General features: G+C 41.3%; 13 protein-coding genes and 2 pseudogenes. 14 read left to right on the top strand and 1 reads right to left on the bottom strand.

Going from position 1 to position 12,175, the window contains the following annotated elements:
• The first annotated feature begins 51 nt into the window (after positions 1-51).
• The 14 genes and pseudogenes from BMMGA3_RS09320 (at position 52) to BMMGA3_RS09275 (ending at position 10,514) form a co-directional block, all read left to right on the top strand.
• Positions 52-486, top strand: a complete 435-nt coding sequence (locus BMMGA3_RS09320) for an Rrf2 family transcriptional regulator (RefSeq protein ID WP_004434770.1) — start codon at positions 52-54, stop codon at positions 484-486.
• 224 nt (positions 487-710) lie between these two features.
• Complete coding sequence (locus BMMGA3_RS09315; RefSeq protein WP_004434768.1) at positions 711-1,112, top strand: DoxX family protein; 402 nt, start codon at positions 711-713, stop codon at positions 1,110-1,112.
• A 361-nt stretch (positions 1,113-1,473) separates the two neighbouring features.
• Complete coding sequence (locus BMMGA3_RS09310) at positions 1,474-2,223, top strand: DeoR/GlpR family DNA-binding transcription regulator (RefSeq protein WP_004434763.1); 750 nt, start codon at positions 1,474-1,476, stop codon at positions 2,221-2,223.
• Positions 2,220-3,125 (top strand): 1-phosphofructokinase, encoded by a 906-nt coding sequence (pfkB, locus tag BMMGA3_RS09305; protein WP_004434760.1) that lies wholly within the window; start codon positions 2,220-2,222, stop codon positions 3,123-3,125. Before BMMGA3_RS09310 ends, pfkB begins: the two co-directional genes overlap by 4 nt.
• 17 nt (positions 3,126-3,142) lie before the next feature.
• Positions 3,143-3,289, top strand: coding sequence for a hypothetical protein (locus tag BMMGA3_RS18815; protein ID WP_004434757.1), 147 nt, complete (start codon positions 3,143-3,145; stop codon positions 3,287-3,289).
• A pseudogene (locus tag BMMGA3_RS18810) lies at positions 3,283-3,855 on the top strand (fructose PTS transporter subunit IIA); the annotation flags it as partial. The gene BMMGA3_RS18815 and the pseudogene BMMGA3_RS18810, both read left to right, overlap by 7 nt.
• Positions 3,838-5,013 (top strand): PTS fructose transporter subunit IIC, encoded by a 1,176-nt coding sequence (locus tag BMMGA3_RS18805; RefSeq protein WP_412151039.1) that lies wholly within the window; start codon positions 3,838-3,840, stop codon positions 5,011-5,013. The pseudogene BMMGA3_RS18810 and the gene BMMGA3_RS18805, both read left to right, overlap by 18 nt.
• Positions 5,014-5,291: 278 nt before the next feature.
• Complete coding sequence (locus BMMGA3_RS09295) at positions 5,292-5,729, top strand: MarR family winged helix-turn-helix transcriptional regulator (RefSeq protein WP_034669219.1); 438 nt, start codon at positions 5,292-5,294, stop codon at positions 5,727-5,729.
• Position 5,730: 1 nt separating this feature from the next.
• The gene (locus BMMGA3_RS09290; protein WP_004434752.1) at positions 5,731-6,534 is read left to right on the top strand and encodes an ABC transporter ATP-binding protein; all 804 of its coding nucleotides are present in this window, start codon (positions 5,731-5,733) and stop codon (positions 6,532-6,534) included.
• The gene (locus tag BMMGA3_RS09285; RefSeq protein ID WP_004434751.1) at positions 6,494-7,315 is read left to right on the top strand and encodes an ABC transporter permease; all 822 of its coding nucleotides are present in this window, start codon (positions 6,494-6,496) and stop codon (positions 7,313-7,315) included. The genes BMMGA3_RS09290 and BMMGA3_RS09285 overlap by 41 nt, the downstream gene beginning before the upstream one ends.
• A 108-nt stretch (positions 7,316-7,423) precedes the next feature.
• Positions 7,424-7,689, top strand: a pseudogene (locus tag BMMGA3_RS17920) (PTS fructose transporter subunit IIABC); the annotation flags it as partial.
• Positions 7,690-8,241: 552 nt separating this feature from the next.
• Positions 8,242-9,039, top strand: coding sequence for a DUF2935 domain-containing protein (locus BMMGA3_RS09280; protein WP_004434745.1), 798 nt, complete (start codon positions 8,242-8,244; stop codon positions 9,037-9,039).
• Positions 9,040-9,350: 311 nt separating this feature from the next.
• The gene (locus tag BMMGA3_RS18800) at positions 9,351-9,434 is read left to right on the top strand and encodes a putative holin-like toxin (protein ID WP_412151037.1); all 84 of its coding nucleotides are present in this window, start codon (positions 9,351-9,353) and stop codon (positions 9,432-9,434) included.
• Between the two features lie 306 nt (positions 9,435-9,740).
• Positions 9,741-10,514, top strand: a complete 774-nt coding sequence (locus BMMGA3_RS09275; protein WP_004434741.1) for an alpha/beta fold hydrolase — start codon at positions 9,741-9,743, stop codon at positions 10,512-10,514.
• 196 nt (positions 10,515-10,710) lie between these two features.
• Here the strand turns inward: BMMGA3_RS09275 and BMMGA3_RS09270 are convergent, their stop codons facing one another.
• On the bottom strand, positions 10,711-11,976 hold the full coding sequence (locus BMMGA3_RS09270) for a bacillibactin exporter BcbE (protein ID WP_004434737.1): 1,266 nt from the start codon (positions 11,974-11,976) through the stop codon (positions 10,711-10,713).
• Positions 11,977-12,175 lie beyond the last annotated feature (199 nt).

The raw sequence follows: 12,175 nt of genomic DNA, 5'->3' as shown, positions 1-12,175 counted from the left end.
ACTATTTATTTAGATTGTAACTATAATGGTTACAACAAGGGAGTGAAAACTATGAAAATCAGCAGCCGTTTTACGGTAGCCGTTCATATTTTATCTTTACTGGCTTTAGAAAGAAATAAAGTTTGTACATCCGAGTGGATTGCCGGAAGTGTAAATACCAATCCTGTCGTTATTCGCAGAGTGCTTGGCATGCTTAAGAAGGCAGAGCTCGTTTTCGTCCGTGCGGGTGCCGGCGGAGCAAGTCTCGCTAAGAGCCTGAAAGAGATTACACTCTTGGATGTTTATCGGGCAGTCAATGTAGTGGAAGAAGGAGAACTGTTTCAGTTTCATGAACACCCAAATCCGAATTGTCCGGTCGGTTCAAGTATCCAACCAGTTCTTGAGCTTGTTTTACTGAAAGCGCAAAATGCGATGGAAAAAGTGCTTGAAGAAATAACGATGGAAGATATAACAGCCGGCATCGTTCAAAAAATAAAATCTAATTAAAAAAGTATTTTTTTTAAACTGGATGTAACAATGAAAGTTACAACATAGTTCACTCTCAATTTTAAATTTTAATGGAGGATGAATACGGGAATGGAATGAATTTAAAGAGTAATTGAAAAAAAGAATTTGACATTTTCATGTCTAACATTCTATAATTATCTTGAATTCAAGATAATTAAAAAACAATATCTCGAAATAAAGATAAAACGAAAGGATGGAGAAAAATGAATGCAGGTATCTTAATTATAAGATTAGTTATAGGACTTTCATTTATGGGACATGGAGCTCAAAAATTGTTTGGCTGGTTTGGGGGCCACGGCTTAAAAGGAACAGGCGGATTTTTTGAATCAATTGGAATCAAACCTGGATACCAAATGGCATTATTAGCAGGACTTGCTGAATTTATTGGCGGAGCTTTATTTGCACTTGGGCTTTTCACTCCTCTGGCAGCTGTTTTAATTGCCGGAACAATGGTGGTTGCAATAGTAAAAGTTCATGGTTCTAACGGTTTTTGGGCTACGCAAAACGGTTATGAATATAATCTTGTTTTGCTTGCAGTTGCCGTCGGTGTTGCTCTTATTGGAGCAGGAAGCTATTCAATTGATGCGATCATTTTTGGATCTTAATATTATGTAAGAAATTTACCCTCTGCTTTTAAAGTAGAGGGTTTTATTATTCAAAAAAAATTCGCTCTCATCGAGCGAATCAAAAATAGAAAAAGAGACCATTAAAACTATTGTGAAGAAAACGAAATATAGTATGGGTATAACATGATTAATACTATATATTGATAAAATATTCTATCATATTTAATAAGCAAGAGCAATCATAAATATAGAATTATTATATTACTCAAAAAATTACAATAACGTTCAAAATCGTTCATTAAGTGAATTATTTTGAAAGAAAATGAAAGAAAATGATTGATTTTTGCAATCGTTTTCAGTATGATTTGATCATAAAGATTTCCCAATAGGAGGCGAAGATTTGTTAACTCCGGAACGTCATCAATTAATCTTGCAGCTTTTAAAAGAAAAACAGACGGTAAAAATTCAAGAACTGGTGGACTTAACAAAAACATCTGAATCAACAATCCGCCGCGATTTAACGCAACTTGAAAAAGGGAAATTTTTAAAGCGCATACATGGTGGTGCGGCACGGCTTCAGGGGAAGCTCCAGGAACCGAGCATGAATGAAAAATCATCCAAAAACCTTCATGAAAAGCGCCAGATCGCTCAATATGCGGCACAATTGGTAGAAGAGGGTGATTGCATCTATTTGGATGCAGGTTCGACGGTACTGGAAATGATTCCTTATCTTCCAAAAGATATTGTTGTTGTGACAAACGGTTTGATGCATCTTGGAGCATTACTTGATCGCAATATAACCACTTATATTATTGGCGGTTTTGCTAAGCGGACAACAAATGCCGTGATTGGAAGAGGCGCGGTCGCAAGCCTCGAGCTTTATCGATTTGATAAATGCTTTATGGGCGTGAACGGGATTCACCCAGAGTTTGGCTATACTACACCCGATCAGGAAGAGGCATTCATTAAACAAACGGCGATTTCTTTATCGAGGGAGGCGTTTGTTTTAGCGGATTCTTCCAAATTCTCAGAGATTGCTTTTGCAAAATTTGGCGATCTTCATGAAGCAACCATTATTACGAATGAACTAGATACAGAATCAAGTGAACTATACAAAAGCAGAACAACGATAAAGGTCGTGACAGTATGATTTATACATTGACATTAAATCCGTCTGTTGATTATATCGTTCAACTGGAAGAGGTTAAGATTGGAGATTTAAACCGGTCTGTAAATGAGACGAAATTCCCAGGCGGAAAAGGAATAAATGTTTCTCGAGTATTAAAAAGAATGGGAGTATCAAGCAAGGTACTCGGCTTTATTGGCGGTTTCACCGGAAAATACTTAGAAAATTATTTGCAAAATGAAAAAATAGAAACCGATTTTGTAAAAGTCAAAGAAGATACAAGAATCAATATTAAAATTAAAACAGAGAAAGAAACAGAGATCAACGCAAAAGGCCCGGACATTTCTGGGAAAGACTTTGAAGCTCTCAAGGAAAAAATCAAGCAGCTGACAAACGAAGACTTGCTTGTTTTAGCTGGAAGTATTCCAGCGACAATGCCAAATACGACATATGAAGAGCTTGTGAAAATCTGTTCAGAAAACGGAACCGGATTTGTCGTTGATGCAGAAGGGGATTTGCTCAAAAAAGTTATTCCATATAAGCCGTTCCTCATTAAGCCAAACCATCACGAACTTGGGGAACTTTTTGATACAAATATCACTTCTAGTGAAGAAGCAATCGAATATGGGAAGAAGCTTGTGCAAATGGGCGCCCAACATGTGATTGTTTCACTGGCCGAAAAGGGAGCTGTTTTTATCAATGAAAATATTTCCTTAATTGCAGAAGTGCCGAAAGGAGAAGTAAAAAGTTCAGTTGGAGCGGGAGACTCGATGGTAGCCGGTTTTTTGGCAAAATATGAAGCAACAAAAGATGTAAAAGAAGCTTTCCGATACAGTGTGGCATCCGGAAGTGCAACCGCTTTTTCAATTGGATTATGCACCTCAGAAAAAGTCGAAAAATTATTGCCTCATGTCTCAATTAAATAAATAGGGAGAGAGCCAGAATGAAAATTACGGAGCTGTTAACTAGAGATACAATTTCACTCTCAATTGCTGGCAGCAAAAAAATAGATGCGATCGACCAACTCATTGACGTACTCGATAAAGCAGGAAAAATAGCAGACATGAAAAATTCAAAGAATCGATTTTAAAGAGAGAAGAGCAAAGTACAACTGGAATCGGGGATGGCATCGCGATTCCTCATGCGAAAACAACAGCCGTAAAACAGGCAGCAATTGCTTTTGGAAAATCTGAATCAGGCGTTGACTATGAGTCTCTTGACGGCAAGCCTGCTCATTTGTTTTTTATGATCGCTGCACCAGAGGGCGCAAATAATACACATTTAGAAGCACTTTCACGTCTTTCAACGATTTTAATGAAAGAAGAAGCTCGTGAAAGGCTTATGAAAGCATCTTCTCCTGATGATGTTCTTCATGTGATCGACAGTTATGACCGTGAAGATGAAGAAGAAGAGCAAAACATGGCTGATAAAAAAGAATTTATTGTCGCTGTAACAGCCTGTCCGACAGGCATTGCCCATACGTACATGGCAGCCGACTCGCTGAAAGCAAAAGCAGCTGAAATGGGAATTGACATAAAAGTCGAAACAAATGGTTCAGGCGGAGTAAAAAATGTGCTGACGACTGAAGAGATTGAAAAAGCAACAGCTGTTATTGTCGCTGCAGATACGAAGGTGGAGATGGAGCGCTTCAAAGGGAAACATGTCATCCAGACGGCTGTTGCTGACGGAATTCGCAAGCCGGAGGAATTAATCAGACGTGCAATAAACCAGGATGCCTCTGTTTATAGAGGCGGCTCATCTGTTGGAACAGCTGAAATGAAATCTGAACATAAAGAAAGAACCGGCATTTATAAGCACTTGATGAACGGTGTTTCCAACATGCTTCCGTTCGTTGTTGGGGGCGGAATTTTGATAGCGATTTCATTCTTGTTTGGATATAACGCTTTTGATCCCAAAGATCCTTCTTATAATCCGATTGCTGCGGCATTAATGACTATTGGCGGCAAAACCGCATTTGGATTGATTGTTCCAGTTTTGGCTGGATTTATAGCAATGAGTATTGCAGATCGTCCAGGTTTTGCACCTGGTATGATCGGCGGGATGTTGGCTGCAAGCGGCGGAGCAGGTTTTCTTGGCGGAATAATTGCCGGCTTTCTTGCCGGTTATTTGGTAGTCGGCTTGAAAAAAGCATTTGCTGGATTGCCGGCGTCACTTGATGGGATTAAAACAATTCTACTGTATCCTTTATTCGGAATTGCCTTAACAGGTTTCTTAATGCTTTATGTTGTCAATAAGCCGGTCGGTGCTTTAAATAGTGCAATTACTCACTGGTTATCAGGACTTGGAACAGGAAATGCCGTTCTGCTAGGGATCGTGCTAGGATTAATGATGGCATTTGATATGGGTGGCCCGGTTAATAAAGCTGCATACGTATTCGGTACTGGCCTACTGGCAAACGGCGTTTATGAGCCAATGGCAGCTGTTATGGCGGCTGGTATGGTTCCTCCGTTAGGAATTGCTTTAGCTACACTTTTATTTAGAAATAAATTTACAAAACAAGAAAAAGATGCCGGAAAAGCAAATATTATTATGGGATTATCATTTATTACGGAAGGTGCGATTCCATTTGCGGCTGCTGATCCTCTTCGTGTCATTCCTTCGATTATGGCAGGCTCAGCCGTTGCAGGAGCTCTTTCAATGATGTTTGGGATTGGACTCCGCGCTCCACATGGCGGTGTGTTTGTAGTGCCGCTTGTAGAAGGCAGCTGGTTCATGTACTTGGTGGCTATTTTCGCGGGTGCAGTTGTGAGCGCACTGTTAATCGGATTTTTGAAAAAACCAATTGAAAAATAGTGTGGAAAGCAATTAGGCAGCGGGGAGTCCGCTGCCTTTTTTGAGTTTCGAATATCTTTTTGTGGAAATAACGAAGCTAAACGTGGTTTATGAGCTTTTAAAGATTAAGTCCATATAATTGTGTAAAAAGAAAGAGTCATTTTATTCCTCCCTGTTTAATGAAAGTAGAAGCTCATGTACATTGCCCCGGAGCTGAGTCAACAAACGACACTCGAATAAGACAGTTGACGCTTGACTTATTTAGTTTCGCTACATAAAATAAGTGTGTGAGGTGTTGAATGGTGAGCCATCGGGATAGTCTTGAACTGTTTTCACAATCTTTGCAAGCCGTTTACCGATATCTCAGGCGGAACGGAGACACAGGGAGCGACGGAATCACACGTGTGCAGTGGCTCATTCTTTGGGATTTGTGGCGGCACCAGGAGCGTACGATTGGTGAGTTGGCGGAGAAACTGGATGTGCGCCCGAGCACGATGTCACAAATGATAGACCGCCTGCAGTTGGCTGGGCTCGTGCATCGGTATCAAGATATCAACGATGCGCGCGCGCGAATTGTTCGGTTGACGGACTCGGGGAAAGAGCGAATTCAACGCTTGAAGGATACACGGACACAATTGTTGGCTGAGCCATTTCAACAACTGGACGAAGATGAACAGGCGACTCTGGTTGAGTTGATGGAGAAGCTCGCCAGCTTTCTGCCGAAACGGGGGGACTGACATGAGCGATGTAACAGTTCGGGTGAGCCATGTATCGAAGCGGTTTGGCGACGTGCATGCCGTGAGGGATGTAAGTTTTGAAGTGTTTGCCGGTGAATGTTTCGGCCTGTTGGGCCCCAATGGCGCGGGCAAGTCTACAATGTTGAAGATGCTGACAACCCTGCTGCGGTCCGACGAGGGTGAGATCCAGATTGCCGGACTTTCTCTCGCGAAGGATCCTACTCGGATCCGGGAGTGTGTAGGCTATGTTCCGCAGATGCTGTCAGTCGATGGAAACCTTACTGGGTATGAGAACTTGCTGTTCTTTTCCAAACTGTACGGGCTAAGGCGTCAGGAGCGCGAGAAGAGGATTATCGAGATCTTGGAGTTGACCGGGTTGGGGGAAGCAGCCGACAGGCTTGTGAAGACGTATTCTGGCGGGATGATTCGCAAGCTCGAAATCGGGCAGGCCATCCTTCATCATCCAAAAGTACTTTTTCTTGATGAACCGACAGTGGGGCTAGATCCGGTGGCGCGTAAAGGCGTATGGGAACATATTGAGCGACTGCAGCGCGAACAGAACATGACCATCCTCCTGACGACACATTATATGGAAGAGGCAGAGTCACTGTGCACGCGCATTGCCATCATGAGCCGTGGTCAGATTGCAGCGCTGGGTACCGCAGCTGAATTGCGTGAGCAAATGGGCAACACTGATGCCAGCATGGATGACGTGTTCGCGCATTACGCGGGTATGTTTGAAAACCAGGAGGGAGGGATGAAGAGTGTCTTCCGGAGTCGCCGAACAGCAAAGCGCCTTGGATAAGAAGCGTTCTCGGGTGCTGTTGTACTTTAGCCACGTGTTCACCATCATTGAGATGGAAGCGCGGAAATTGCGTAAAGATCCGTCTGAGTTGATCATGCGAGGTATTCAGCCAGCGCTGTGGCTGCTGGTTTTTGGGCAGGCGTTCAGCCGTTTTCGCATGTTGCCAAGTGGCAGCGTCAGCTACAAGGCGTTTTTGACACCCGGAATTTTGGCGCAATCCGTCACGTTCATTTCCATCTTTTACGGGATCTCCATCATCTGGGAACGGGATATGGGTCTTCTGCAAAAAGTCGCAACGACGCCCATTCGCAAGTCGGCGCTCGCTATGGGGAAAATGTTGTCTGCATCGGTTCGCTCACTTGTGCAGGCCATCATCATCATCTTGCTGGCGCTGATCCTCGGCATCCATATGAACTTCAGCTTCGGCGCCATTGCTGGCGTGCTGCTGATGGTGATTCTCGGAGGAGCGTTCTTCTCCGGATTATCCATGGTGATTGCAGCCATTGTGCGGACTCGGGAGCGGATGATGGGCATTGGGCAGCTCATCACCATGCCCCTGTTCTTCTCGTCGAACGCGCTGTATCCGATGTCAGTGATGCCTGTGTGGCTGAAGGTCATCGCGACCATCAATCCCATGAGCTACCTGGTTGACGGTCTCAGAGGACTGTTGATTGCGATGCCGGGTTCCCACTACGGTCTTGATGTTGTCGTATTGGTGGTCGCGGGCATTGTCGTGCTTGGAATGAATACGGTGCTGTACCCGCGTATTCTTTCAGGTTAACGAGTTTTTTAGGAGAGCGAATTGCAAGATTCCACCGGGGCTTCAGTACGTCAAGACTGACGTGCGTATTCTTGAAAATTTCTGTTTGGAATGGAAAAGCAAATATTATTATTGGGATTATTATTTATTACGGAAGGTGCGATTCAATTTGCGGCTGCTGATCCTCTCCGGTCATTCCTTCGATTATGGCAGGCTCAGCCGTTGCAGGAGCTCTTTCAATGATGTTTGGGATTGGACTCCGCGCTCCACATGGGGGTGTGTTTGTAGTGCCGCTTGTAGAAGGCAGCTGGATCATGTACTTGGTGGCTATTTTCGCGGGTGCAGTTGTGAGCGCACTGTTAATCGGATTTTTGAAAAAATCAATTGAAAAATAGAATGGAAAGCAATTGGGCAGCGGGGAGTCCGCTGCCTTTTTTGAGTTTCGCATATATTTTTGCGGAAATGTCGAAGCTTTTGCGGTTAAATGGTTTATGAACTCTTAAATTTGTTTATCAGCCTTTATTCTGAAAAATGAGCCTTCTTCGAAAATATGCGCCTTTATCCAGATATATAAGCCCTCAATAAAAGCTACCCTTGTCATTGATAAAATGGTTACCTTTCTAAATAAGATTTATCAAGTGAATAATCAAAAAAGATAATAAGAAATGCAATGAAAAGAATCGAAAAACCGTATGTTAAAAGTGGTTTTTTTGTGTGAATCTTTGTGAAACCGTACATAAAAAAAATAAAAGGGAAAATCCATCCAAAAACGATAGTTATTAAATCCAAATTCATCGAAGTGAACGAAATGCCATTCGAATATTAGAGAGTCAATCACCCATTTAAAAAAATAAGTCCATGTTCGCTTTACTTAATTTTTAGTTGCAGTCATAAAAACAGATATTACTTGATACGATTTTATTTATACAGGTGAAAGGAGAGATTACGTGGTTTCCAGCTATGAGCAGACGGCAAAGTACGAACATGGTTTTTGGCTGCAAGTTTTAGGAGATCATGCGCGGTTTATACTTGATTCACTTGCCTCGAATGAAAAAGCTGCAATCGAAGCGGCAGAATATTTTAAAAATACATTTGACCGCTTGTTGGAAGGAGTGGAAACAACTGACTTAATTCACTTAAGCAAAAGAGCACAGGAAGAAGTAAAGAAATTTAGAGAATTTAAACTTGATTTGATCCGGAGGCATTTACAGGGAAAAATTGATATCCACCTTTCGCCAACTTTTATTAATCATATGGTGAACGAGCTGGACGAATACGCAAGAATTTTAGCATATCTGAAAAAAAGGGAAGTTCCTCCTATTTTTCACGAACTTCATCATCATTTAATTTGGCTTCTCGACGCAGCGGGCCATGCAGGTGCAATAGATGATAATATGGATCAAGTAGAAAAACGATTGAAAAAGAAAAGTAAAGAATATACGAAACACTTTGAAGAATTTTATCTAAAGGCTGTTGAAATGACAGGTTTTTTGCGGACAAATCTTACTTCATTTCCAGCCCTTGAGAGATTCAACAAAGAAGCTTCACTCGAAATACGGCTGTTTATGAATTTTCTTATGGAACTCGAAGAGCTTGAGCTTGGCACCCAAGCTCTTGGTACTTTTGCTCCTCTAATGGCAGACCATATGTTCCGTGAAGAATGCTATTATTTATCAAAGCTAGCTGAATCTGCAGGAATTGAAAAACCAGATTGCAATCCGACAAAGCCAAGATTGAAAACTTAGGACAAAAAGACGGGCCTCTTTTTTTTTTTGGCATGAACCACTTTCGGGTTATGTCCAATTTTTTGCTGTTTATTATCTATTATTGAATATATCGACAACTTTTCGTGATCTATCGACCACTTTTCGAATATTTCCACCATTTTTTCAGTAAAAGAGAGGCGAACCTTTTTGGAATATATAGGAGTAATGACTCAATTTAACAAATTTCGAACACACGTTCTGTTAATAGGCCAAGAATATGGTATACTAATGAGGCGATAGCTCGTTTCGCAAGGGTGGTCGGCTAGCCCCGTGAAAGGGGGTGAGGCCTTTTGACAGTTTTTGAATCGATGACATTGATGATTTCATTTGCTTGTCTGATCATCGCTGTCTTAACTTTTAACCAAAATAAATAGACCTCCCTTGACCGCAAATTGAGGGAGAGGTCTATCCTGTTTCATAGGCCGAACCCCTGCGGGAACGACTATGGCAAGTGACCGTCGGTGCTGCAACACCGCGGTCATTTTATATTTCAATGGTTAATTATTTTGTTCTTTCTTCACTTCAAAGAATACCATATAAAATTGAGAATGTCACGGTTAAACAATGGATGCATGAAATTGGGACGTTAATGGAATAGTAAGTTATAAAGAACCGCTCATATACTCAAATGTGAAAAAAGTCTCCAATTTTTTAATTATATGCTGAAAGGAACTAAAAATATGCCTTATTTTTCACATGGAGAAAATAACATTTTCTTTGAAGATATAGGTTCAGGCGTTCCGATTGTTTTTATTCACCCACCTGCGATGGGGCGGAAAGTTTTTTTTTACCAAAAAAAGCTTTCAAAGCATTTTCGGGTTTTGCTGCCTGATTTAAGCGGGCACGGGGATACAACAGGCCCGGCGGGAAATGTTTCGATCTCCGGATTTGCCAATGAAATTAAAGGATTGTTGGATTTTCTCGAAATAGAATGTGCAGCCGTTTGCGGTTATTCTTCCGGAGGACTTGTTGCACAGGAATTTGCTCTTCAATATCCGGACCGGTCGCTCGCTGTCATTCTTTCCGGTGGGTTTCCGCAAGTGTTGTCTCCGGCCTTTAAATATGAACATATGATTGGTATGTATTTCGTAAAGCATGCTCCCGATTTTTTAAGGTACTTAATTGCGATTAGCCATACGGATGATAAAGAATTGCAAGATGGCATTATACATCATATGAAAAAAGCAAATCGAAAAACTTGGTTTGATTTTTATGAAAAATCTCTTCACTTTTCTTGCTTAGACCGTCTTCATCATCTGCAGGCTCCTTTATTGTTGTTTTACGGATCAAGAGATATAGTAAATCAGCATGTTCGTGCTTACAAAAAACATACGAATTGCCAAATTTCGATCATAAAGAATGAGTCCCACCAGCTTCCAACGAAGAAATGGGAGTTGTTCAATCAAATGATCACGGGATTTTTAATGGAAAAAGTTCCTGAGAGAAGTTTTTAAGAAATAAAAAAGGATAAAATTGTGCCACAGAACCTGTTTCTGTGGTATTTTTTGTAATGTGGATCATAAGTGTTCGAAAGTGGCTCATAAAACTTCAAAAGTGGATCACAAATCTCAAAAACTCGCTCATATATGCTCAAAATTGGCGCATTAATCAGGACAATAAAAAACCGCATTGGATGTTTTCCAATGCGGATTAACTTGCTTTCTCTTTTTCAGGTTTTATGGCCATAAATGTGGCTAGTGTGGCAAGGATGCTTAAGCCGCTTAAAAGAAAAAATAATGAATGTTCGGTGTTCTTCATAAGAATGGCAATGGCGGGAGGGCCTGCTGCAACCCCTACAAACCGCATGGAACTGTAGATCGAAGTGATTGTTCCTCTTTGCTCCTTTTCAATCCCTTCTGTTATCAATGCATCAAGGCAAGGAAGCACTGCTCCGATTCCGACTCCGCTTAAGAAAAACATTGCAATGATAAACCATAACCCTTTAGAAAAGCTTAGAGCGGCAATTGAAGCAGCAAGCAGCAAGGTTCCACCAAATGTAATCCATTTCATAAGCACTTTGTTTTCTTTAATATTTTTGCCGGTAATGTAAGATGAAAGACAGAGTGCTCCAAGAGGAACGGCTAAAAGCAGCCCTTTCTTGATATTCTTAATATCATAGTTCTTTTCCAAAACATCTGACAAGTAAAACAAAACTCCAAATAGTACAAACATTAAAATTGCGCCAATCAAGAAAGTGGCGCATAGCCAGCGACCGTTGTTTTTAAAAATATCTTTCACTTTTTGAAAAAAAAGTTTGAAAGGCATCGGATCTTCATTTGAATTTGGCGTTTTTACAAGGAAAAACATAAGTAGAATAGAGATTGCACAAAAAAACGGAAATGCAAAAAAAGGCAAAAACCATATAAACCCGGCCAAAAATGAACCTAAAATAGGGCTTAGAACTTTCCCTAGTGTGTTCGAAGTTTCAATCATGCCGAGAGAACTGCTAACTTCATCTTCGCTTTGAAACATATCTCCAACAAGCGGCATAACAATCGGGGCAGCCCCTGCAGCACCAACTCCTTGCAGTGCTCTGCCAATGAGAATAAGCCAGTACCCATCATTCATCTGCCAGGATGCCCATCCGGAAATGATTCCGCCAATACCTGCAATTAAAAGGCTTGGAATGATGACTTTTTTGCGGCCGATATGATCCGATAAAAAACCGGCAATTGGAATGAGAAAAATTGCAACGACAGAATAAACCGTTATGATCAAGCTCGACTGAAAAGAAGAAATAGTTAACTCTCTTTCCATCATCGGCAGTACCGGAATAAGCATTGAATTCCCAAGAGTCATTACAAGGGGAATGGATGAAAGGGATAAAATTGCCCAGCGCTTATCAAGTAGGTCATGTTTTACTCGGTCTGACTTTTCTTTTGCGACTCCTTTTGGGATCTTTTCTAAATGTTCCATCTCAATAACCTGCCTTTTGAATTCTATTACTTACTATTTGCGTTTTTTTGATTTCTAGAAGACAAAATCATTGGCATTCTGAGAAAAAAATTGCCAGCAAGCATTTTTTTAACACCATATCACTCGTTTGATTAAAGGGTCCTTTTTTTCCACTTTGATTGGCGGCGCTGAAAATCCCGCTTCTAAAAGGAGTGTAGAT

This window comes from Bacillus methanolicus MGA3, assembly GCF_000724485.1.
GTDB classification, from domain to species: Bacteria; Bacillota; Bacilli; order Bacillales; family Cytobacillaceae; genus Bacillus_Z; species Bacillus_Z methanolicus_A.
Note: the sequence above shows the minus strand (reverse complement) of the source record. Positions and strands in the feature narration are given on the sequence as shown.

Coding starts and splice junctions, on each gene's coding strand:
- BMMGA3_RS09320 (WP_004434770.1), top strand. CDS start 52: ATGAAAATCAGCAGCCGTTTTACGGTAGCCGTTCATATTTTATCTTTA.
- BMMGA3_RS09315 (WP_004434768.1), top strand. CDS start 711: ATGAATGCAGGTATCTTAATTATAAGATTAGTTATAGGACTTTCATTT.
- pfkB (WP_004434760.1), top strand. CDS start 2,220: ATGATTTATACATTGACATTAAATCCGTCTGTTGATTATATCGTTCAA.
- BMMGA3_RS18815 (WP_004434757.1), top strand. CDS start 3,143: ATGAAAATTACGGAGCTGTTAACTAGAGATACAATTTCACTCTCAATT.
- BMMGA3_RS18805 (WP_412151039.1), top strand. CDS start 3,838: ATGGAGCGCTTCAAAGGGAAACATGTCATCCAGACGGCTGTTGCTGAC.
- BMMGA3_RS09295 (WP_034669219.1), top strand. CDS start 5,292: ATGGTGAGCCATCGGGATAGTCTTGAACTGTTTTCACAATCTTTGCAA.
- BMMGA3_RS09290 (WP_004434752.1), top strand. CDS start 5,731: ATGAGCGATGTAACAGTTCGGGTGAGCCATGTATCGAAGCGGTTTGGC.
- BMMGA3_RS09275 (WP_004434741.1), top strand. CDS start 9,741: ATGCCTTATTTTTCACATGGAGAAAATAACATTTTCTTTGAAGATATA.
- BMMGA3_RS09270 (WP_004434737.1), bottom strand. CDS start 11,976: ATGGAACATTTAGAAAAGATCCCAAAAGGAGTCGCAAAAGAAAAGTCA.